Source organism: Microbacterium sp. zg.B48, assembly GCF_024623505.1.
Taxonomy (GTDB): Bacteria; Actinomycetota; Actinomycetes; order Actinomycetales; family Microbacteriaceae; genus Microbacterium.
Genome location: NZ_JANJFE010000016.1, coordinates 194927 through 216870, shown reverse-complemented (window position 1 = coordinate 216870; position 21944 = coordinate 194927). Strand labels below are relative to the sequence as shown.

General features: G+C 67.2%; 19 protein-coding genes. 5 read left to right on the top strand and 14 right to left on the bottom strand.

All coding sequences use genetic code 11. The features are described 5' to 3' along the window. The first annotated feature begins 188 nt into the window (after positions 1 to 188). The gene (locus NQ152_RS13165; protein ID WP_257524324.1) at positions 189 to 1295 is read left to right on the top strand and encodes a DUF998 domain-containing protein; all 1107 of its coding nucleotides are present in this window, start codon (positions 189 to 191) and stop codon (positions 1293 to 1295) included. On the opposite strand, the gene NQ152_RS13160 is transcribed toward NQ152_RS13165, so the two are convergent. The 6 genes from NQ152_RS13160 to NQ152_RS13135 all read right to left on the bottom strand — a co-directional run bounded on the left by NQ152_RS13160 (position 1267) and on the right by NQ152_RS13135 (position 9900). Further along, positions 1267 to 1959, bottom strand: coding sequence for a response regulator (locus NQ152_RS13160; protein WP_257524323.1), 693 nt, complete (start codon positions 1957 to 1959; stop codon positions 1267 to 1269). The two genes, NQ152_RS13165 and NQ152_RS13160, sit on opposite strands and share 29 nt — an antisense overlap. Continuing rightward, complete coding sequence (locus NQ152_RS13155) at positions 1956 to 3812, bottom strand: DUF4118 domain-containing protein (protein ID WP_257524322.1); 1857 nt, start codon at positions 3810 to 3812, stop codon at positions 1956 to 1958. The genes NQ152_RS13160 and NQ152_RS13155 overlap by 4 nt, the downstream gene beginning before the upstream one ends. Positions 3813 to 3865: 53 nt before the next feature. Beyond that, entirely contained in the window at positions 3866 to 5980 is a 2115-nt protein-coding gene (locus NQ152_RS13150) for an APC family permease (RefSeq protein ID WP_257524321.1), read from the bottom strand. Between the two features lie 84 nt (positions 5981 to 6064). Beyond that, a complete protein-coding gene (locus NQ152_RS13145) occupies positions 6065 to 6925 on the bottom strand; it encodes a 3-hydroxyacyl-CoA dehydrogenase family protein (protein ID WP_257524320.1) in 861 nt (286 codons plus the stop codon). Continuing rightward, complete coding sequence (locus NQ152_RS13140; RefSeq protein ID WP_257524319.1) at positions 6922 to 7674, bottom strand: enoyl-CoA hydratase/isomerase family protein; 753 nt, start codon at positions 7672 to 7674, stop codon at positions 6922 to 6924. The genes NQ152_RS13145 and NQ152_RS13140 overlap by 4 nt, the downstream gene beginning before the upstream one ends. 129 nt (positions 7675 to 7803) lie before the next feature. Beyond that, positions 7804 to 9900: a heavy metal translocating P-type ATPase gene (locus tag NQ152_RS13135; protein ID WP_257524318.1), complete on the bottom strand. Its 2097-nt coding sequence runs from the start codon at positions 9898 to 9900 to the stop codon at positions 7804 to 7806. A 225-nt stretch (positions 9901 to 10125) separates the two neighbouring features. Between NQ152_RS13135 and NQ152_RS13130 the strand changes: the two genes are divergently transcribed. Continuing rightward, positions 10126 to 10296, top strand: a complete 171-nt coding sequence (locus NQ152_RS13130) for a hypothetical protein (protein WP_257524317.1) — start codon at positions 10126 to 10128, stop codon at positions 10294 to 10296. On the opposite strand, the gene NQ152_RS13125 is transcribed toward NQ152_RS13130, so the two are convergent. From NQ152_RS13125 to bsh, 4 genes are all read right to left on the bottom strand, one after another. Then, positions 10272 to 11636 carry an extracellular solute-binding protein gene (locus NQ152_RS13125; protein WP_257524316.1) on the bottom strand — a complete coding sequence of 455 codons (1365 nt, stop codon included), beginning with the start codon at positions 11634 to 11636 and terminating at the stop codon, positions 10272 to 10274. The two genes, NQ152_RS13130 and NQ152_RS13125, sit on opposite strands and share 25 nt — an antisense overlap. Before the next feature lie 156 nt (positions 11637 to 11792). Beyond that, a complete protein-coding gene (locus tag NQ152_RS13120; RefSeq protein ID WP_257503619.1) occupies positions 11793 to 12746 on the bottom strand; it encodes a carbohydrate ABC transporter permease in 954 nt (317 codons plus the stop codon). After that, positions 12746 to 13759 (bottom strand): carbohydrate ABC transporter permease, encoded by a 1014-nt coding sequence (locus NQ152_RS13115; protein ID WP_257503620.1) that lies wholly within the window; start codon positions 13757 to 13759, stop codon positions 12746 to 12748. Before NQ152_RS13115 ends, NQ152_RS13120 begins: the two co-directional genes overlap by 1 nt. 489 nt (positions 13760 to 14248) lie before the next feature. Continuing rightward, positions 14249 to 15271 carry a choloylglycine hydrolase gene (bsh, locus tag NQ152_RS13110; protein ID WP_257524315.1) on the bottom strand — a complete coding sequence of 341 codons (1023 nt, stop codon included), beginning with the start codon at positions 15269 to 15271 and terminating at the stop codon, positions 14249 to 14251. A gap of 334 nt (positions 15272 to 15605) precedes the next feature. Between bsh and NQ152_RS13105 the strand changes: the two genes are divergently transcribed. Beyond that, positions 15606 to 16127 carry a DUF1269 domain-containing protein gene (locus NQ152_RS13105; protein ID WP_257503622.1) on the top strand — a complete coding sequence of 174 codons (522 nt, stop codon included), beginning with the start codon at positions 15606 to 15608 and terminating at the stop codon, positions 16125 to 16127. 338 nt (positions 16128 to 16465) lie between these two features. On the opposite strand, the gene NQ152_RS13100 is transcribed toward NQ152_RS13105, so the two are convergent. The 4 genes from NQ152_RS13100 to NQ152_RS13085 are packed head-to-tail and all read right to left on the bottom strand — an operon-like array spanning position 16466 to position 19539. Further along, the gene (locus tag NQ152_RS13100) at positions 16466 to 16807 is read right to left on the bottom strand and encodes a helix-turn-helix transcriptional regulator (RefSeq protein WP_257524314.1); all 342 of its coding nucleotides are present in this window, start codon (positions 16805 to 16807) and stop codon (positions 16466 to 16468) included. A 19-nt stretch (positions 16808 to 16826) separates the two neighbouring features. After that, complete coding sequence (locus tag NQ152_RS13095; protein ID WP_257524313.1) at positions 16827 to 17819, bottom strand: transketolase family protein; 993 nt, start codon at positions 17817 to 17819, stop codon at positions 16827 to 16829. After that, positions 17816 to 18712 (bottom strand): transketolase, encoded by an 897-nt coding sequence (locus tag NQ152_RS13090; protein WP_257503625.1) that lies wholly within the window; start codon positions 18710 to 18712, stop codon positions 17816 to 17818. Before NQ152_RS13090 ends, NQ152_RS13095 begins: the two co-directional genes overlap by 4 nt. Positions 18713 to 18765: 53 nt before the next feature. Beyond that, positions 18766 to 19539, bottom strand: coding sequence for an SDR family NAD(P)-dependent oxidoreductase (locus tag NQ152_RS13085; RefSeq protein WP_257524312.1), 774 nt, complete (start codon positions 19537 to 19539; stop codon positions 18766 to 18768). Between the two features lie 169 nt (positions 19540 to 19708). On the opposite strand from NQ152_RS13085, the gene NQ152_RS13080 reads away from it, so the two are divergent. Continuing rightward, the gene (locus tag NQ152_RS13080; RefSeq protein ID WP_257524311.1) at positions 19709 to 21049 is read left to right on the top strand and encodes an MFS transporter; all 1341 of its coding nucleotides are present in this window, start codon (positions 19709 to 19711) and stop codon (positions 21047 to 21049) included. A gap of 87 nt (positions 21050 to 21136) precedes the next feature. Next, on the top strand, positions 21137 to 21793 hold the full coding sequence (locus tag NQ152_RS13075) for a GntR family transcriptional regulator (protein ID WP_257524310.1): 657 nt from the start codon (positions 21137 to 21139) through the stop codon (positions 21791 to 21793). Positions 21794 to 21944 lie beyond the last annotated feature (151 nt).

Sequence of the window (21944 nt, the reverse complement as noted above, 5' to 3'; positions counted from 1 at the left end):
AGTGAAGCCATCGGGGAAGACGGGTTCCCCGATGCGTTCCATTGGCGTTCCCAATACCTCGGGGACCCGGCGCCGGGTCTGCAGACCGGCTCCCGCGGCATCCACCCACCAGATCCCGATCGCCGGATCAGCCGACACGTCGCTGAGCCCACCCGCCACGACCCGCGTGCGCGCCCATACACTGAGCCATGACCAGCGCCGCAACCCGTCCGCCCGCCGACCAGTCTGCGGCCGAACCCGCCGCCGTCACCCGGTCGCAGGGGACCAGCCTCGCCTACGCGAGCGGTGTCCTCGGCGCGGTGTACGGCTTGATCCTGGCGCTGGCCGCACCGGACGAGCTGTTCGCCGACGGTCCGACATCATTCGCGCTCTGGGCGGCGGCCGGCTCCGGGGTCTCCGCGGCTGCGGCCTCCGGAATCGGGTACTGGCGTTCGCGCAGTCTGCCAGGGCAGGAATGGCGACGATCGCTGTCCACCTGGAAGTTCCTGATCAACACGCTCTCCGTGGTCATCGTGCACACCGTGCTCGCGTTCATCGAGACCTACGTCATCTATCGCCTGGTGGGCCTCGGCTTCGTCGGTCTGCCGGTGCACACACTGTGGTCGGTGGTCCTGATGGCGGTCACGGTCGGGCTCACGGCTCAGCTGGTGTACGCGTCCGTCTCGGAGATGACCACGCAGCGGATGTCGTCACTGCTGAGGACGTTCATCGCGTTCGGCATCATCACCGCCATGGTGCTCGCACCGGAGCCTGATTGGTGGAAGGTGCACTTCAGCCATCTGGGCACCTTCGACGATCTGTCCAGCCTGCTGTTCAACGGCACACTGGTCGCCGCCGGCCTGCTCGTGACGACCTTCGCGGTCTACATCGCACACGACATGCAGACGCTGGTGGACGCGGGGGTGCTGTCCTCACGGCGTTCGCCGCGTGTCGTATCGGCGCTGTTCGTGGGGATGGGTGCGGCGTTCGCCGGGGTGGGCATCTTCTCCGTCGACCTCAACCGCCTGGTGCACGACATCGCGGCGCTGGGACTGGCCTCGATGTTCCTGGCGCTGCTGGGCGGCGGAGCGAAGCTGCTCCGCGGGATGCCGCGGCACTATTTCATCTGGTCATGGGCCATTCTGGCCACGACGCTGCTGTCGGCGGTCATGTTCGCATTGGGGCTGTTCTCCCTCACGGCGATCGAGATCATCGTGTTCACCCTCATCTTCGGATGGATCTCGCTGTTCATCAGATACCTGGGGCAGGCGGGCGCCGCCGCTGAACTCAGCCCTTCCGGCCCGGTCCGCCGGTGACCAGCCGGTATCCCATTCCCGCTTCGGTCAACAGGTGCACGGGGCGTGCCGGATCTTGCTCGAGCTTCTTGCGCAGCTGCGAGAGGTACAGCCGGAGATAGCCGGTGTCGGTGACCTGAGCGGTGCCCCAGATGTCTTCGAGCAGGGCCCGGCGCGTGACCAGCGCGCCCGGGTTGCGGGCCAGGAGCTCCAGGATCCGCCACTCGGTCGGGGTGAGATGCACGAGGGCACCGTCGCGCGTGACCGCCTTCGCGGCGAGGTCGATCCGCACACCGCCGAAGGAGACGACAGGCTCGTCGGATGAAGCCACGGCGCGCCGGGATAGGGCCCGCAGCCGCGCCAGCAGCTCATCGACCTGGAAAGGCTTGGTCACGAAGTCGTCCGCGCCGGCATCCAGCGCCTCCACTTTGTCGGCCGAGCCGGTCCTGCCGGAGACCACGATGATGGGGATGCCGGTCCAGGCGCGCAGCGATTCGATGACCTGCACGCCGTCCAGGTGCGGCATCCCGAGATCCAGCATCACGAGGTCAGGACGCTCGCGTGCCGCGAGGGCCACCGCGGCGTGCCCGTCGGCTGCCACGACGACCTCGTAGCCGTGGGCGGAGAGGGTGATCTGCAGGGCTCGGACGAGCTGAGGGTCATCGTCCGCGACCAGCACCTTCATGAAGACCCCGCAGCCAGCGGCAGGACGATCACCATCGTGAGCCCGCCTCCGGGGGTCTCCTCGGCCATGAGCATGCCACCCATGCCTTCGGTGAAGCCCTTCGCCAGCGCCAGACCGAGGCCGAGCCCGGTGGTGTTCTCGGTGTCCCCGAAGCGTTGGAAGGGCGCGAACATCTCCTCCCGGCGGTTCGGGGCGATGCCGGTTCCGTGGTCGATGACGCGCAGCTGTGCGCTCCGCCCGTCGACGGCGGTCGTCACACTCAGCCGCGTACCGGCGGGCGCGTGGCGTTCTGCGTTGCTGAGCACGTTGACCAGCACCCGCTGCAGCAGGACGGGGTCGGCCCAGATCGCGGGCAGTTGCGGATCCAGCGCGAGGTCGACCACGTCGGGACCCAACCCGATCTCTTCCACGGCGGACAGCACGACGGCGGCAGCGTCGACGGGTCCGAGCGATGCGCCCAGCGCGCCCGCCTCGACCCGGCTGACATCCAGCAGGTCGGTCACCAGCTTCGACAGAGCGGCAAGGCTCACGTGGGCGGTCTCCAGAAGCTCGCGCGCGTCCTCGCCCGACAGGCTCTCTCCGGCGGCACGGAGTCCGCCGACTGCCGCGATCGCGGCGGCCAGCGGTCGACGCACATCGTGGCTCACCGCAGACAGCAGCGCGCTGCGCACCTGATCCGCGACCGCGAGGGCTTGGGCGGCTCGGGCGATCTCGGCCAGCTCGGCCCGTTCCAGGGCGACATTCAGCTGCGCCAGGATGACCTCGAGCAGGCGGCGCTCTGAGTCGTCCAGCGCCCGTCCGTGCAGTTCCAGTGTTGCCCGCGCCGCCCCACCGCCGGGTCCGACGCGCACCGCGGCGAAGCGCCCGTCGCGGACCGGTTCTCCGTCGGTGGCCAGGACGACCCCGCCCTCATCCAGCAGGCGCACTCCGGACAGGCCGAAGGCCTCGCGCGTCCGTGCGACCAGGGCCAGCGGGGCGCTCTCACCCCGGAGGACGTTGCCGGCCACCGTCGCAAGCAGTTCAGCCTCGGCCGCGGCACGCTGCGCGATGCGCGCCCGCCTGGCGGCGGTGTCGACGATGTAGCTGACCAGGATCGCGATCAGCGCGTAGAGCAGAAGCGCCGACAGGTGCAGGGGGTCGGACACCTCCACCGAGAACTGCGGCGCCACGAAGAGGAAATCCAGCGTCAATCCGGACAGCACGGCCGCCAGGAGCGCCGGCCAGATCCCGCCGACCAGCGCCACCACGACGACCAGGAGCTGGAATGTGAGCACTTCGGTGGTGATCGACTCCGGTGTGCGGAACAGGTACAGCAGCCAGGTGACGACGGGGCCGAGGATCAGGGTGACGATGAACCCGAGCGCGACTCTCTGCCTGCTGAGCGCGCCGCCGCTGAGACGAGGGAGCGCGAACCGGTCGCCCACGGCGGCGTGGGCCACGACGAGGACGTCGATCTGACCCGCTTCTCGGATCAGGGACGCACCGACGCCCGGACGAGACAGCGCCGCGAGCAGGCGGCCGCGGCTGCTTTCGCCGATCACGAGCTGCGTCGCCTTTTCGGAGCGGGCGAACTCCAGGATGGCGCGCGGCACGGCATCGCCGATGACCTGGTGGTACGTTCCGCCGACCGACTCCGTCAGCGCCTGCTGACGGGCAAGCTCGCCGGGAGAAGCCGTGCGGCCATGCTCTTCGCCGGCCACGTGCACCGCCAGGAGTGTCCCGCCGGAACGCTCGGCGACGCGCGCCGCCCGGCGGATCAGCACCTCCCCTTCCGGACCGCCGCTCAGCGCGACCACGACGACTTGTCGGGGGTCCGCGGGCTCGTCGACACCGTCCATCATCGGATCGCTCACCCCCTGCCCCTCGGAATCACCTGCGGCGGGCTCAGCGGACCGGCGCGCCGGCGTCAGCGTAGCGCCTCGGCCGGCCGCTTCTCCGGCTCGGGTTCGGGAGGTCCGGCGGGACGATGGGCGCGCCGCGCTGTCCTCTCCACCTCGGGGACGGGTCGCCCGGCGCGCTGGTCTCCGGGAAGGGGACGCGATCGACGCCCGTAGATGAGCTGCGACGAGTCCAGCAGCCACGGCACGAGGGTGATCGACACCCCGTGCACCATCATCAGCTGCTGCGCGATGCGCCGCGAGCGGCGGTTGTGCAGCAGCGCCTCCCACCAGTGCCCGACGATGTACTGCGGGAGGTACACGGTGACGACGGCCGAGCCGAACTTCTCGCGGTACTGCTTGATGAACTTCGTCACCGGCGCGGTGTACGACCGGTAAGGGGATGCGATGATCACCAGTTCCATCGGCACCCGGTGCTGCTCCCACTGCCGCTGCAGCGCCGCCGACTCCTCGTCGCTGACTGCGACGTGGACCGCGACGGCCCTGCCGTGCTGGGCCGCCAGCGCGTAGTCCACGGCTTTGAGAACGGGCTTCTGTAGACGATTGACCAGGACGATGGCCAGGTCGCCGTCCGCGCCGAAGTGGGTCGTGTCATCGACTTCGATCTCGCGCTCGACGTCGCGGTAGTAGCGGTTCACACCGATCATCAGAGTGGCCAGGATCGGGATGGCGATGAAGACGAGCCACGCGCCGTGGGTGAACTTCGTGATCGTCACGATCAGCAGAACCGAGATGGTCATGGCCGCGCCGAGCGCGTTGATGACGAGCCCGCGGTATGCCGAGCGGCGCTCCCGGCGGGCGGATGCCGCGGCCGCGGCATCCGATGATGCCTCCTGGCGCAGCACCCGCAGCCAGTGCCGCACCATGCCGATCTGGCCGATGGAGAACGAGACGAACACCCCGATGATGTACAGCTGGATCAGCGTGGTGAGGTTGGCCCGGTAGACGACCAGCACCCCGATCGCGGCGATGCCCAGGAGCACCATTCCGTTCGAGAAGACGAGGCGATCGCCGCGCGTGTTGAGCGCTTTCGGCGCGAATCCGTCCCGCGCGAGCACGGCCCCCAGCAGCGGGAATCCGTTGAACGCTGTATTGGCGGCCAGCAGCAGGACGCACGCCGTGGCCGCCTGGATGATGAAGAACGGGACGGACCCCATCCCGAATGTCGCCGCGGCGACCTGAGCCATGAGGCTCGGCTGCGGTGCCGATTCGCAGTCGAAGCCGATCAGATGGCACGGGTTCTCGGCGTAGTGCACTCCGGAGACGAGCGCGATCGCCACCAGGCCGGAGAAGAGCAGGATCGCGATGCCCCCCATCAGGGTGAGGGTCATCTGTGCGTTGCGCACTTTCGGAGCACGGAAGGCGGGCACGCCGTTGGAGACCGCCTCGACCCCGGTGAGCGCGGAGCATCCGCTGGAGAATGCGCGCAGCACGAGGAGGATCACGGCCGCCTGCGTGAGCGACTCCGCCTGCACGGCGAACTCGGCGCTCGATGCCACCGGCGGGTCGCCCAGCGCGGTGCGCGTCAGACCCACCACGATCATCACCGCGACCGATGCGATGAAGACGTACGTCGGGACGGCGAATGCGAACGACGCCTCACGCACCCCCCGGAGATTGACGATCACGATGAGGATCACGAAGCCCACGGCCATCTCCACCCGGGCCGGGTCAAGCTCGGGGATCGCCGAGATGATGTTGTCGACTCCCGATGCGACCGACACAGCCACCGTCAGCACGTAGTCCACGAGCAGCGCCGATGCGACCACGACCCCGGGCAGCTCACCCAGGTTGGTCCGGGCGACCTCGTAGTCGCCGCCGCCGGACGGATACGCCCGGATGAGCTGACGGTAGCTGGCGACCACCACGATGAGCAGCAGCACGACGCCGGCGGCGATCCACGGCGAGAACGCCAGGAATGCGGTCCCTCCGATGAGGAGGATCATCAGAAGCTCCTGGGGAGCGTACGCGACCGAACTCAACGCGTCGGAGGCGAAGATCGGCAGCGCGCGCTTCTTCGGCAGCAGCTGCTCGTCCAGCTTCTCGGAGGTCAGCGGTTCGCCGAGGATGAGGCGCTTGACGCGCGGGTGCTCATCGTCGACCTGCTCTGTTCCATCAGTCACGGGACGCGACACTACGCCGACCGGAGTCCCGCAGATCGCTCCGAGCACTCATCCTCACGGAATCCATACGGGCGCGCGCCGGGGCTATCTGGGGACGTGGGAGTAGTAGAAGAACCCCCGGCCGCTCTTGCGTCCCAGCTCGCCCGCGGCGACCTTGTCGCGCAGGATCTGCGGCGGGGCGAACCGTTCGCCCAGGGTCTGGTGCAGGTATTCGGCTATCCCGAGTCGCACGTCCAGACCGACCAGATCCGACGTCCGCAGCGGCCCGGTGGCGTGACGGTAGCCCAGCACCATCGCGGAGTCGATATCGGCGGCGCTGGCGACGCCCTCCTCCAGCATCCGCATCGCCTCGAGCGCGATCGCTGCGCCGAGGCGCGAGCTGGCGAATCCGGGGGCGTCGGTGACGACGATCGGCGTTTTGCCGAGCGCGGCCACCCAGGCTTCGGCGCCGGCACGCAGCTCGGCAGCGGTGCGCGGGGTGACCACGATCTCGACGAGGGCGGACGGAGGGACGGGGTTGAAGAAGTGCAGTCCGCAGAATCGCTCCGGTCGTTGGAGCGCCTCGGCAAGTCCGGACACCGAAAACGACGACGTGTTCGTCGCCAGCCACGCGGTGGCACCGATCACCCGCTCCGCCTCCGCCAGGGCCGCGATCTTCTGAGCGACCACCTCGGGGACGGCTTCGATCACCAGCTCGGCACCGCCGAGCGCAGCGTAGTTCTCGCTCACGGCGACGCGGGCGAGCACGGATGCGGCATCCATCGACCGATCATGCGAGGCCGCCTTGGCGAGGCCGTCCTGAAGACGGGATCGGGCCGCTGCGACCGAGGGATCGTCGCGCTCGATGACGATGACCGAGGAGCCCGCGCGAGCGAACACCTGCGCGATGCCTGCGCCCATCCGTCCACCGCCGATGACGCCCACCGCAGCCGGAACGGCGATCACGTGGACTCCCTCGGACGGTTCAGGAAGCCGGACATGCGCTCGGTCTTCGCATCGGATTCGAACAGGATCGCCTGCGCGAGATCGTCCACCAGCGGATGCGCGGAGCGCGGGGCGGCCAGGACTCTCTTGGTCAGCCGGACGGCCAGGGGATCCTGCTCGGCGATGCGGTCTGCGAGGGCGTCGGCGGCGGCGAGCAGATCCGGCGGCTCATGGATGGACGCCACCAGGTGGACCCGGAGCGCCTCTTCGGCGGTGAGCCGACGGCCGGTGAAGAGGATCTCCTTGGCGAGAGGCTCTCCGACCAGTTCGAGGAGCCGCCAGGTCGCACCCGCCGCGGCCAGTATCCCGAGCGCCGACTCCGGGTTGCCGAACACGGCACGGGTCGAGGCGATCCGGATGTCGGCGGCGTAGGCCAGCTCGGCCCCGCCGCCTATCGCGTGGCCGTCCACGGCAGCGATGACGGGCATCGGCAGCCGCGCGATCCGCGTGAACAAGCCGGAGTTGATCCCCGCCAGCGCCTCGTCGCGGCCGCGGCCGAGGAGGCTGCGGATATCGGCGCCGGCGGCGAAGATGCCCTTCTCTCCTGCGCTCGCGCCGGTCAGGATCAGGATGCGAGGGTCGCGCTCCAGCCGGGCGCACACCTCATGCAGCTCGGCGACCATCTCATCGTCGATCGCATTCCGCACATCGGGACGATGCAGCTCGACCACGAGCCGGTCACCCCCCTCGCGGATCCGCAAGGTGTTCATCACGTCAGGTTCTCACCCCGGTACGTCCGCGTCCACTAGCGTGCCCACCCCGCATCCGGGGGCGGGGGCGACCGGCATCCGTCCCGGCCGGCGATCACGCTGCGCGGTGGGTGGAGATCGCCGCCGAGTTCACGCCCGCCGGTCCAGGATGGCGCGCACGCTCGCGTCGGGTCGCAGGTCGAGGCGGCGAAGCAGCTGCGCGTTGAGGGCCACGACGACCGTCGACAGCGACATCAGGAAGGCGCCAACCGACATGGGCAGCACGAACCCGAACGGGGCGAGGACGCCCGCGGCCAGTGGCACGGCGATCAGGTTGTAGCCCGCCGCCCACCACAGGTTCTGCGTCATCTTGCGGTAGCCGGCCCGAGAGAGCTCGATCACCGACAGCACCGAGCGAGGGTCGTCGCTGGCGAGGATCACCCCTGCGGAGGCGATGGCCACGTCGGTGCCGGCGCCGATCGCGATGCCGACGTCGGCGCGCGCGAGGGCGGGCGCATCGTTGACGCCGTCGCCGACCACCGCGACGACCAGGCCTGCGTGCTGGAGTTCGGCGACCTTCGCGGACTTGTCCTCGGGGCGGACTTCGGCCAGGACGCGGTCAACACCCAGTTCCGCGCCCACGGAGTGGGCGACCGCATGGGCGTCGCCCGTGATCATCACGACCTGGATGCCGAGTTCGTGCAGCGCGGCGACGGCTTCCCGTGACTCGGGCCGGATCTCGTCGGCCAGTTTCAGCCCGCCGATGACCTCGCCGTCACGCACGACGTGCAGGATGATCGCCCCGTCGGCACGCCATCCCGCGGCCGCCGCCACCTCGCCGGCGCCGATGCCGTCGAGGAGACGCGGCCCGCCGACGCGGATTTCGTGTCCACCCACGGTTGCGACCACCCCGACCGCCGGTGAGGAGGCGAAGCCGCTCGCCGGCGGAACCGTCACGCCGCGGTCCTTCGCCGACCGGACGATCGCCTTCGCCAGCGGGTGCTCGCTGTCTGCTTCGGCCGCGGCAGCCAGGCTGAGCACGGCGTCCGCGTCCAGAACGCCGACGGGTGCGACGTCGATGAGGGTCGGCTCTCCTTTCGTCAGGGTGCCGGTCTTGTCGAACAGGACGGTGTCGATGGTGCGCATGCGCTCCAGCGCCAGGCGGTCTTTGACGAGCACTCCCCCGCGGGCCGCGCGTTCGGTCGCGATCGCCACGACGAGCGGGATGGCCAGACCGAGCGCGTGCGGACACGCGATGACCAGCACCGTGATCGTGCGCACGACGGCCGCGTCGGGGTTGCCCAGCAGCGTCCACACGAGCGCAGTGAGTGCGGCGCCGCCCAGGGCGAACCAGAACAGCCATGCCGCCGCACGATCGGCGATCCGCTGCGCGCGCGAGGTGGAGCTCTGCGCCTGCGCGACAAGCCGCCGGATACCGGCAAGGGTGGTGTCCTCGCCGGTGGCGGTGACTTCGACACGGATGCCGGAGTCCGTCGCCACCGTGCCTGCAGTGACCGTCTCGCCGATTCCGCGCGCGACGGTGCGGGATTCCCCGGTCACCAGGGACTCGTCCATGTCGGCACGACCGGCCACGATCCGCCCGTCCGCGGGCACGCTGCCACCGGGGCGGACCACCACCACATCGCCGACGCGGAGGGCTGACGGCGACACGGTCACCACCCGGTCCCCCTCGACGCGTTCGGCTTCGTCCGGCAGCAGGGCGGCCAGCGAGTCGAGCGCGGAGGTGGTTTGAGCGAGGGATCGCATCTCGATCCAGTGACCGAGGAGCATGATGACGATCAGCAGCGCGAGCTCCCACCAGAACTCGAGTTCGTGATCGAGCAGTCCCAGGGCGGCACCCCAGGAGGCGACGAAGGCGACAGTGATCGCCAGCCCGATCAGCAGCATCATCCCGGGTGTGCGCGTGCGCAGCTCGCTGACCGCGCCGATCAGGAACGGCCGTCCTCCCCACGCGTACATGACGGTCCCGAGCAGCGGCGAGATCAGGTACACGCCGGGGAACGGCGGCAGGCTGTACCCGATCGGCATCGCGAACATGCTCGAGAACCCGATCACCGGGATCGCGAGGATCAGGTTGATCCAGAACAGCCGTCGGAACTGTGCGACGTGGTCGGCACCGTGCCCCGCGTGGGCGCCGGGCCGGCTGTGATGACCGGTGGCAGCGGAGTGACCGGTGTGCTCGGTCCGGTGCGATGTCATGTCGTGCGCCGCGTGCGGGTTCGTCATCAGGGTCCTCCCGGCGCTCGCGCACCAGCCGACGATGGTCAGGAGGGTAGAACTCGATACCCCTCCGGGGTATTCCCGTCAGCCCTGCGCAAGCCCTCCGCGGATGCCGGCGGGTCAGAACGGGAACCACTCAGCGTCACTCCGCCGTTCACGTCCGCAGTCGCGGGCGCGGAAGCACCGCTGCGCGTTCTGCTGGCGCTGCTGGGCGTGATGATGCTCTTCGGGTTGACAGGCAAGGGAGGCCTGACCCGAAAGTCGGCGATCGTGGCGGTGCTCCTCAGCGTCGCCTATGTCGTGTCGCTGGCCGTCGTGATCTCCGCGTTCCCGCCGCATTCGTGGGGCATCCCGCTCATCGTGGTCGGGGCGGGTGATCAGCCCGCGGTGGTGTTCTCGTAGGCGCGCATCGCGGCCTGCTGCGCGTCCTGCAGTGCCTCCTCGGCGGTCTTGTCGCCGAGCAGCGCCGCGGTGATCGCGTTGTTCAGCTCGTTCTGGATCTCCTGGCCGGCAGGCGACGAGCCGAACGACTGGCCGTAGTCCACGACGTCGTAGTACGCGGAGATGACCTGGTCGAAGCCCGGGTTTCCGGTCTCGACGACCCACTTCTCGCGGATCATCTGGTCGGCCGACGGCGATCCGGTGAACAGCCCCGTGTTGATGCCGCCATCCTCGGCGCGGGTCTGCGCGCGCGCTTCACCGGCCGCCGTCCAGCCGTCGTCCGAGGTCAGGTTGATCATCCATGCGCATGCCGCGGCCGGGTTCTCGGCGCCCATCGGGATCACGAACGCAGTCCCGGAAGCCACCGAGAACGGCTCACCATCGGCGTTGCGGAACGGCACCGCTTCGATCTGCACCTGATCGACGTAGGGCGACAGCACGTTCGGGTACCACTGCGCGTTGACCTGAGCGCCCACCTGGTCGGCGACGTACTGGTTGTTGTCGCCGAAGGTGTCGAACGAGTCGGTGAAGCTCTTGACCGAGGCGAAGCCGCCCTGCGCGTCGGTGATCTGCTTCAGCGCCTCGATTCCGGCGAGGTTGCTGGGGTCATCGAGGGTCGGCGCACCGTCAGCGTCGGTCAGCTGTCCCCCCATCCCGAGCACCCACAGCCCGCCCTGGCCGGTCGCGACCGGGTCGAAGCCGAGCCGCGTGGGAACGCCGCCGGACTCCTGGTAGAGCTTGCCGATCGCGCCGAGCAGGGCGTCCATATCCGAGGTGTCGAACTCCTCCGCCGTGACCCCGGCGGCATCCAGCACGCGCGTGTTCAGCAGCACCGCCGGCGGCTGGTAGAACTGCGGCACGGCCCAGACCGCGTCCTCATACGTCACGTCATCCACGACGAACGGGTACCAGTGGTCGCGAGCCGACACGTCGTGCGCCTCGAAGCAGTCGTCCAGGGGCATGATCAGGTCCTGCGCCGCGTATGTGGTGACGTAGCGACGGTCCATCTGGACCACGTCGGGCACGTCGCCGCTGGCGATCCGCGTCGTGAACTTCTGCGCATCGAAGGCCGTGGCGTCCAGTTCGACCTCGACATCACTGAGCTGCTCCTCGGCGAAGTCCACGCGGGACTGACCGACGTCGTCGGCGTTCTCGAATCCCCATGCCTTCATGGTTCCGGTGGGTTCAGTGCTGAAGTCGGCAGCCGAGTCGCTGCCCTCGCCCCCGCCCCCGCCGCCGCAGCCGACGAGCACGACCGCGCTTGCCGTGAGAGCGGCGATTCCCAGAATGCGCCTGCGCATGTCCATCCCTTTCGATCGGGGCGGCTTCCTCGCCGCCGCCGGACGTCCCCCGTGCGAACCTGCGGCAGGGCGAGTGCCCTGCGAGGTCGGCCCGACTACGGGTGCCGTCCGTCTTTCGTTGACTTGTGATGTATCCGGTGATGACGAGTCCGGGATTCAGCCCTTCCTGCCCTGCGTGGCGACGCCCTCGATGAAGTAGCGCTGTCCGAAGGCGAACAGGATGAGCATCGGAATGGTCACGATCAGCGACGCGACCATGACGTACTGGTAGTCGCCCTGCCCGCCCGCCGTCGGGCTGTACTTGGTCATCGCGTAGGCGATCCCGAGCGGGGCGGTGAAATCCTCGACGGAGCCGGCATTGAGGTAGATCAGGGCCGCCTGCAGGTTGTTCCAGCTGGCTTGGAACTCGAACAGGAACACGATGATGAACGACGGAACGGACAGCGGCATCGCGATCCGCCAGAACAGCCCCCAGTAGCTGGCACCATCCAGACGGGCCGCTTCAAACAGCTCCTTGGGCAGACCGAGATAGAACTGGCGTTGCAGGAAGATGTAGAAGGCCGACCCGAACAGGTTCATTCCCCACAGCGGGACCCACGTGCCCAGCAGGCCGGTCTGCTTCCAGATGAGATAGATCGGGATCATGGTGACCGCACCGGGGAGCATCATCGTGGCCAGCACGAGCCCGAACAGGATGCCGCGACCGGGGAACTTGAAGTAGGCGAATCCGAACGCGACGATCGAGCTGGAGATGGCCACGGTTCCCGCTGCCAGCACGGCGATCGCGATGCTGTTCCACATCCAGCTGAGCAGAGGAAGCTGGTTCCACACCTCCACGTAGTTGTCCGGAACCCACGTACGGGGGATGAGGGAGTTGTCGAAAACCTCGCCGCGCGGCTTGAAGCTCGCCGCGAGCAGCCAGGCGAACGGGTACAGGAACAGCAGGGCGAAGCCGATGCCGAGGAGCGCCAGCATGATCCGCCCGAACAGGCTCTTGGGGCGGGCGAGGTTGCGGCGCCAGCGTGACCTCTTGGGCGGCACCGTGGCGGTGATCGTCGCCAGTTCCGGGGTCGGCCGGGCGATACCGGGGGTCTGCAGCGATGCCGACATCAGCGGTCTCCCTCGTAGTAGACGAATCTGTTGCCGAACTTCACCTGGATGACCGTGATCACCATGATGATGACGAACAGCAGCCACGCCATCGCGGCGGCGAACCCGAAGTTGAACTGACGGAAGGCCTGCTGGAAGAGGTAGATGGCGTAGAACAGCGACGCCTCCGGTGACGAGTTGCTCTGATCCCGCCAGAACAGCAGGTATGCCTGGTCGAAGACCTGGAACGCCGCGATCGAGAGCACGATGACGTTGAAGAACATCGCACCCGAAATCATCGGGATGGTGATGGAGAAGAACTTGCGCACCGGGCCGGCGCCGTCCAGGGAGGCGACCTCGTACAGCTCGAGGGGCACATTCTTGAGGGCGGCCAGGAAGATCACCATCGTGCCGGCCACCGCCCACAGCGTCATCAGGACGATGCTCGGTTTGACCCAGTCCGGATCGACAAGCCACTGCGGCCCTTGGATCCCGAAGAACCGCAGCCCCTGGTTGATGGCACCGGTGTTGCCGTTCAGCAGCAGGAAGAACACCGCCGCCGTCGCGACGGCGGGCGTCATCTTGGGAAGGTAGTAGAGGGTGCGGAACAGGCCGGCACCACGGCTCATGCGGTTCAGCAGCAGGGCCAGTGTGAGCGCGAAGATGATCTCCAGCGGCACGGCCATCACGACGTAGAAAAGGGTGTTGGCCAGGGAGACGCCCACGCGCGGGTCATCGAAGAGGCGCGCGTAGTTGTCGACGCCGACGGGGCGCGCGGTGTTGGTGGCGAGGTTGTAGTTGCTGAAGGAGATGTAGAGGCTGTAGACCATCGCCCCGGCGGTGAAGACGAGGAACCCGATCACCCACGGCAGGATGAACAGGTATCCCGCCAGCGCCTCCCGCTTGTCGTAGTGGACCTTGGTCTTGACCTTGCTCCTGCCGCGTCGCGGCTTCTTGGGCATCCGCGCGCGCCGCGCCTCGGCGTCTTCCTCGGCGGGTACCACGACCGCATCCGACGGTGTCGCGAGGCTCATCGCCGCACCTCGCGCGGTGATGCCTTTCGGCGATCCCGACTCGTCATCTCGATTCTCCACCTCAAGATGTGGCATCGTTGCCACAGGCTGGTCTCTACGGCCGGACCGCGCTCGTACGCAACCTCTCTCTCGCGGCCCGGATCCTGTAGGCAGTGGCCGGCACGGTCCCGAGCCGATGGTAGGCGCCGGGCACGACCCCGCCACAGGCCCTTGCGAACGGCGCGGTGCTGTGCTTCTCAGGTCGGTGATCGCGGTGATGCGTAGCCTGCGTCCCGGCTGTCTGCGTGTGCCGCGCCAGTGGCCGGACAGATCTCGACGGGACCTGCCGGTTCATCTGCCTCGTTGCGCGCGGCGGCGAAGAACGCCGGGCCACCGAAGCTGCCTCGCGCGGATGCCGCTGCTGCGGGAGCACCACAAGTGACCAACACAGCACGCCCGACAAGCGCACCGCGATCTTTCGGCACCAGCGTGGAAAAGGGTGCGGCTGAACTACGTTGCTGCGACGGTCGCTCCGAGCGCCGATACCGGCTCGGTGTGTGCGTTATCCATGTGGATCTGCTGTCCCTTGATCAGGGGATAGTCCGCCAAGGCGGTACCGTCGAGGTCTTCGTTGTGCATGTCGACCCCGGTCACCTGGCTGTTCTCGTAGGTCGTGTAGTAGTAGATCCCTTTGTCGGTGTTGCAGCACGAGGAGTAGATCGTGATCTCGAACTTGCCTGGAGAGACCTCCACGCATCCTCGCTGCTGTGCGACGGACCCCAGGATCTGGAAGAACTGGCTGATCGACTCGGACTCGGACTCACCCGAGACCGAGTTCATCTTCGTGAAGGCGGCCTTCACGAACCGGGACGAGGACGACAGATCTCCGGGGAGGCCGATCGCGCCCATCCCGCGACTGTAGACGTCGAAATCCAGCCCATCGGAGAAGTGCTTCTCGGGAGGGTTCTTCGACAGGTGCATGTAGTTGTTCAGGTTGAACAACTGGATGTCGAAGGTCGGGTTGTTGGTGAGGACCCCGACCGGGTTCTCGTAGACCTTGAGCCCCTCCTTGACGCTTTCCACAGTGATGGACTGATTCCGGTCGGAGATGATCCAGTGCAGCGGTGAGAGCTGGAAGGCCTCACTGAAATTGATCTTCACGAGGTTCAGCGTCTTCAGCGCCGTCTTCACCTCGTCCACCGTTTCGAACTGCCCGAGGATCCACGGGATGAACTCGAACGGAGTGATGTTGGTCTTGTCCTGCGCCTCGGGCTTGTAGTCGGCGTTCTCCGGGAAGTTGAGCCCCGCCATGCTGAGGCCCTTCTCGTTGGTCGCGTCGTAGTACAACGGGTATCCATCCGCGATCGTCGCCATCCCGATGATCGCGTGGTGCGTCGGGAGCGGTTCCGCCTTCCGGAATTCGAAGGGGAAGTTCCGAGGAGTCACCGTGACGGTCTCGTGGTACGAGAACTCCAGGTCCAGGTTGCGGCCGAAGTAGTGATCCCGCGTGGTGTAATTCGCTCCCGTGCACATGTGGCCCCTCCGAGCTGATTGGTCTCCGGCGTAATGGATAACCGTACGTCTGTGACGACCGCCCCGGTACTGCCGAAGGTCCCGCGAAGAGTCACCGGTGCTCGACGCCCGGCGCAGGCTCCACCCGTGTGTGCTGCAACTTCGCGCCGTGCGCCGCACGGGCAGCGCCATGCCGCCGGAGGGACGTACGCCTCATAGGGGCTTTCGTCCTCCGGGCCGCGACGGGACCTACTGCTCTGGGAAGCGGCCGACGCTCGTCGCAGAGTGGGTCCATACCGCTCGTCGCAGAGTGGGTTCCAAACCACGCGGCGAGAACAACATGAAAGGCAGATGAATGACTGATCGAAATTACGAGCTCCTGGTCGCCTCTTACGACGATGAGCAGTCGGCGCAAGAAGACTTCTCATCCATCAAGTCGCTGGACGACGTCAGGCTCGTGGCGGCGGTCGTTCTGTCCCGCGACACCGATGGCAACGTTCACGTGAAAGAGCACGGCGGGAAGTTCGTTGCGAAAGGAACAGCGATCGGCGTTGTTGCCGGCCTGGTGATCGGACTCTTCGCCCCGCCGTTGCTTCTCGTCACCGGTGTCGTCGGCCTCGGCGCCGGTGCCGGAATCGGCGAGATCGTGAAACGGCACGAAGAGAAGTCCATCGGCGTCGACGCCGAGGAATGGCTTGTCCCCGGCTCCTCAGCGATAGTCGCCGTGGTGGACGAGGAGGCTCTCGACCGAATCGACAAGGCCCTGGAGCGGGCCACGAAGCGAATCAACAAGGCCATCGAAAAGGGCGACTACGACGCCGTCGTCAAAGCCATCAACAAGGGTGACGAGAAGATCGCCGAAGCCGTCGACGCCTGACCCTGAGGCTGGCCGGAGCACGTGCCCCAGGCCGCAGAAACAGAAAAGGAGTGCCGGTTTCCCGGCACTCCTTTTCTGATCACTGTCTCAACACAGTGCGCGCCCGAAGAGACTCGAACTCCCAACCATGAGATCTGCGGGTCGACGTCGCGGTGAGGAGTTCCGAACGGCGCATCACGTCGCCGCGGCTGCCGTTGACGGCACGTGTTCGCAAAGCCCTCGGAGGCCGACCAGGTCGACCGTGTCGAAGCCGAGCCCCCGGCAGCCGCCGGCGCCTGTGCGAGGTCGTATCGCCGAAGGCACCGCGGAAACGGTGTAGCGGTTGGTTCCCGCGCTGGTCACGCTGTCTGCCCGACGCTCGTGTCAGCCTCTAACGCGTCGCGCCCCGCGGCATCGATGAATGGATACAGCCACTCATCGAGCGACCACATGGCGTCCAGATCGATCCGGTGGAGACGCCGTGTGCCTGCAGCATCCGCACGAACGAGCCCGGCATCACGCAGCACGCTCAGATGCCGTGAGGCCGTGAATCGATTGGTTCCCGTCGCCGCGGCGAGCGCGGTGATCGTCGTTCCGTCATTGCCATCGAGGTGCTGGTGAAGCAGCTGCTCGAGGAGCGCGCGTCGCTCGCCGAAGGCAACGGCACTCAGCCGGCGCTCGAGTTCATCCTCGCGCGTCATTGGGTCGTCCATGACCCTGTCAGCCCAGCTCGCGGAGGACTCTGGCGACGATCGTGGCGACCGCGAGTCCGTAGCGTTCGTGGAGCGTCGGAAGTGCGCCGGCATCCAGGAACTCGTCGGGCAGTGCCACGGGGACGACCTTGCGCGCGACTCCGCGGCGCACGAGCGAGGATGCGACGGTCTCGAACAGACCGCCGACCACGGTGTGGTTCTCGAGTGTGACGGCGAGACGTGGGGTGTCGATTTCTCGGATCACCGTTTCCTCGTCGAACGGCTTGAGTGTCGGGCTGTGCACAACGGCGACGTCGACCTTGTGGGCGGCGAGAGCTTCGGCAGCCTGCAGAGCACGCATCGTCATGAGTCCGCTGGAGACGAAGACGACGTCCGCGCCGGGGCGCAGTACCTTCGCCTTGCCTAGCTCGAAGGTGTAGTCGTACTCGTCGAGGACCGTCGGCACGTTCCCGCGCAGCAGGCGGAGGTAGGTCGGTCCTGGCGCGGCAGCGAGCTGCGGCACCGCCTGCTCTAGATCGACCGAGTCGCAGGGATCGACGATCGTGAGCCCCGGGATGCCGCGGAAGATGGCGACATCCTCCGTCGCCTGATGGCTCGGGCCATAGCCGGTGGTCAGGCCCGGGAGCCCGCCGACGATGTTGACGTTGAGGCCGGGTTCAGCGATGTCGAGGGCGATGAAGTCGTACGCGCGACGGGTGGCGAAGACCGAGTACGTCGATGCGAACGGGATGAGCCCGACCTCAGCCATGCCCGCGGCGGCACCGAAGAGGAGCTGTTCGGCCATCCCCATCTGGAAGAACCGCTCGGGGTGCGCGTCCCGGAAGATGTGCATGTCGGTGTACTTCGCGAGGTCCGCGGACAGTCCCACGATCCGCGGGTCGGACTCGGCCAGCGCGGCAAGGGCGTGGCCGAACGGAGCGGGCGCCGTCTTCTGACCGGGGTCGGCGAAGGAGGCGATCATTGCCGAGGTCTTGAGCTTCGGCTTGGTGGGGGTGCTCATGATGCCGCTCCTTCCGCCACGGTTGCGGCAGCCGCTTCGAATCCTGCAATCAGCTGCTCGCGGCAGACGGCCCACTCGCGCTCCTCGATGCGCATGAAGTGCGACTTCTCGCGCGTCTCAAGCAGCGGAACACCGCGGCCGACCTTGGTATCGCAGACGAGGACGTGCGGTGCACCCACGGGGTCGCTCTCGCCGATGGCGTCGAAGGCGCGGAGCAGTGCCTCGGGATCGTTTCCGTTGACTCGCTGCGTGTGCCAACCAAACGAGGCCCACTTGTCTTCGGCAGGCTCGATGTTGAGGACTCCGGCGGTCGGGCCGTCAGCCTGAAGTGCATTCATGTCGACGAGGGCGATGAGGTTTCCGAGCCGGTGGGATGCCGCACCCATCGCGGCCTCCCACGTCGAGCCTTCGTTCAGCTCGCCGTCGGAGAGGAAATTGATGATGCGGGACCGGCTTTGGAGGTGCCGCAGGCCGAGGGCCATGCCGACCGCGACCGTGAGGCCGTGGCCGAGCGATCCGCCGGAGATCTCCATGCCCGGCGTGTAGCTGGCCATGCCCGACATCGGCAGTCGCGAGTCGTCGGAGCCGTAGGTGTCGAGTTCTTCGATCGGGATGATGCCCGCCTCAGCGAGGGCGGCGTAGAGGGCGATCGCATAGTGTCCGGTGGAGAGCAGGAATCGATCGCGCTCTTCCCAGTGCGGGTCGTCAGGGCGGAAGCGAAGCTGGTCGGCATAGACCGCGGCAAGCATGTCCGCGGCACCCAGGGCCTGGCCGACATAGCCCTGGCCCTGCACTTCGCCCATCGCCAGGGCATTGAGACGGATGCGCTGCGCAGCCGCGCGCACGCGGGAGACCCGCCTGGCGAGGTCGACGTCAGTGGTGGCGGTAGTCATGGATGAAACTCCTTCGTTCGATCGCAGATACTCGGTAGACGCGAAAGCACCGGTCAGTGCATGTGGCTGCCACCGTTGATGTCGATAGTGGTGCCCTGCAGATAGCTGGCCTCGTCACTGGAGAGGAACACGAACACGTCCGCGACCTCTTTGGGAGTTGCCGTGCGTCCGAGTGGGATGGCTCCGACGATCGCGGCCTCGATCTCGTCGGTCGTTCCCACGCGGATGTTGGTGGCGACGGCACCGGGCGTCACGGCGTTGACAGTCACTCCGGTGGACCCCAGTTCGCGGGCAAGAGCCTTGGTGAAGCCGAGGATCGCGGCCTTCGCTGCGGAGTAGGGGACCTTGCCGAACACGCCGCCACCCCGCTGGGCGGACACCGACGACATGTTGACGATGCGGCCGAACCCGTTCTCGATCATGTCGGGCAGGAAGGCCTTCGTCACGAGGTAGGTGCCGGTCGCGTTGACGGCCATGACCTTGTTCCACAGGTCGAGCGTGGTCTCGAGGAACGGGACCGGTGAGGTGATGCCCGCGATGTTCGCGAGCGCGCCGACGGGCGGGAGCGAGCCGTCGGTCACTCGGCTCGCGACCTCCTGCTGTGCTGCGGTGACGGACGCCTCGTCGGCCACGTTCACCGGGCCGCCGTAAGCCGGGACGTCATACTCGGCGGCGATGTCTGCTGCGACCCGGGCAGCTGCTTCTCCGTCGAGGTCGAGGACGGCGATCGCCCATCCTGCCTTCGCGTACTCGCGGGCCGCTGCTTGTCCGATTCCCCGTTCGGCGGCTGCGCCGGTCAGGACTGCGGTGCGTGTGGAAGTCATCATCTCCTGCTCTCAGCCGCTCCATCGCGGCGGCGGTTTTGATCGTAACCTGAAATTGCCGACAGTTCAATAGTTAGCTGTTCGACTGTTGACAATGGCCGGGATTGTCCTGATACTGGGTTCTGCCACTCGCGCCGCGGGTCGGTCACAATGACGTGAGGAAGGCAGAGAGATGAGCGAAGCAGCCATCACCATGCGGGGTGTCGTCAACGGCACACCCCAGAGAAAGCGAGTCGCCGTCGGTTCCGGCGTCGGCGCAGTCATCGAGACGTATGACTTCATCGGCTTCGGCACAGCCGCGGCCCTGTACTTCGGCACCGCGTTCTTCCCCGGGTCCGACCCGATAACCGGAACACTGCTGTCGTTCGCCACCCTCGGTGCCGGATTTGCCGCACGCCCCATTGGCGGGATCATCGGCGGACACCTCGGCGACCGCGTCGGGCGGAAGCCGGTCCTCGTCGCATCGCTGATTCTGATGGGTCTGGCCACTTTCGCCATCGGCCTTCTTCCCACCTACGCGATGGTCGGCATCGTCGCCCCGATCCTGCTCGTGCTCGTCCGCATCGTCCAGGGCCTCGCATTCGGTGCTGAGTGGGGCGGCGCGATCTTGATGACGTATGAGCATGCGCCGTGGCGCTTCAAGGGTGGCTTCACCGGTATCGTCCAAGCTGGCTTCCCCGTCGGACTGCTGCTCGCGAACCTCGTCTTCCTCGTCAGCGTCCACCTGCCTGGCGACTGGGCATGGCGCGTGCCGTTCTTGGCCAGCATCATCCTGGTCATCGTCGGTCTGATCATCCGCGCGAAGGTTCCCGAGTCCCCGGTCTTCGAAGACGTTAAGGCTGAGGGCAAGGTCCTCCGGGCTCCGATTATCGAGGTCATCAAGACCGACTGGGGCAACATCCTCCGCGGCATTGGCCTCCGGGTCGCAGAAACCGCCGGCTACGCGATCTCGATCACCTACCTGATCTCCTACCTCAACACCAACAGGATCACCGAAAGCTGGCAGACACTGACCGCGCTGTCCCTCGCGGCCGGGATCGGCATCTTCGCCACCTGGGGTTGGGCACGACTCACCGACAAGATCGGGCGGCGACCGCTGTACCTGATCGTGACCGCTTTGGGTGTGTTCTGGGGATTCCTGATGTTCCTCGGCGTCAACACCGCCGTCTACCCCATGGTCATCATCGTCATCGTGCTCTCCTACGCGGTGTTCCAAAACGCACTCGCGGGTGCGCAGGGCGCCTGGTTCCCTGAGCTGTTCAACGCCAACACCCGCACCTCGGGGGCATCGCTGGCCTACCAGATCTCGGCCATGGTGTCCGGATTCACCCCCTTCATCACGACACTGCTGTTCGGCGCCTTCGGATGGGTCGGCCCGGCAGCCCTGTTCTCGCTATACGCACTCATCGGACTCGTCTCGGCCGTCGTGACGCCTGAGACCTGGACGAAGGCGCAGCGGGAGTACGCGAAGGAAGCATCCGCCGAGGCACGCGAGCTCGAACGCGCCAACTGAGTTGACTCGGCGCATACGAGAGCGGCGCACCCGAACACGTGCGCCGCTCTCGTAGACTCGACACGCAAACCACGGGAGGGATAGCGGATGACCGATAGTCCCGCCATTCTCGGATTGCAACGCAATACGCTGCGGATGCAGGCGATCGAGGTCCTCCGACGTGCCATCACCACCGGCGAGCTTCCGCCCGGGTCGCACGTCTCAGAGATCGAGATGTCTCAACGACTGCAGATCAGCCGCGGCACCCTCCGCGAGGCCATGCGCACTCTGCAGATCGAAGGTCTCCTCACCGAGGGATCACGGGGACGGCTCCTGGTCCGCCGCATGGACGACGAAGAGCTGCGGGACCTGTTCCTCGTCCGTGCTGCCCTCGAGGCTTTGGCCGCCCGCACTGTCGCTGAGAGCCCGCAGCGCGAGTCGGCCGTCGAAAGTCTGCGAGCGGCAGTCGGACTGATGAGCGCGGCGGAGAATGAATCGCTCGACGCGCGCATGCGTGCCGACCTCGACTTTCACCGCGAACTCTGCCGGCTGACGGGCAACGACACGCTCATGCGCGCCTGGAGCGCCTTGGAAGGGTCCATCCTGATGTCGATCACCCGATCCGGGATCGAGCGGGCGGTGCGGAACATGGACGTGCCCCGCCACCTCGAGATCGTGGACGCCATTGCAACGGGCGACCCCGACACGGCGGCCGCAGCGGTGGCGCAGCACATGGAGCTCGCCACCCGAACCTTGATCTCCTAGACCGGCTTCGACCGGATGTCGGTGACCTGGTGCTGTTCGTCTGGGCGCGCGCGACCCCTTGGGACCTGCGCAATCGATTCCGTCTCGATGGCGGCGATAGCGCGCTCCGCGCCTTCAGCCGCACCCCGGTACACCTGTAGCGACGACCCAT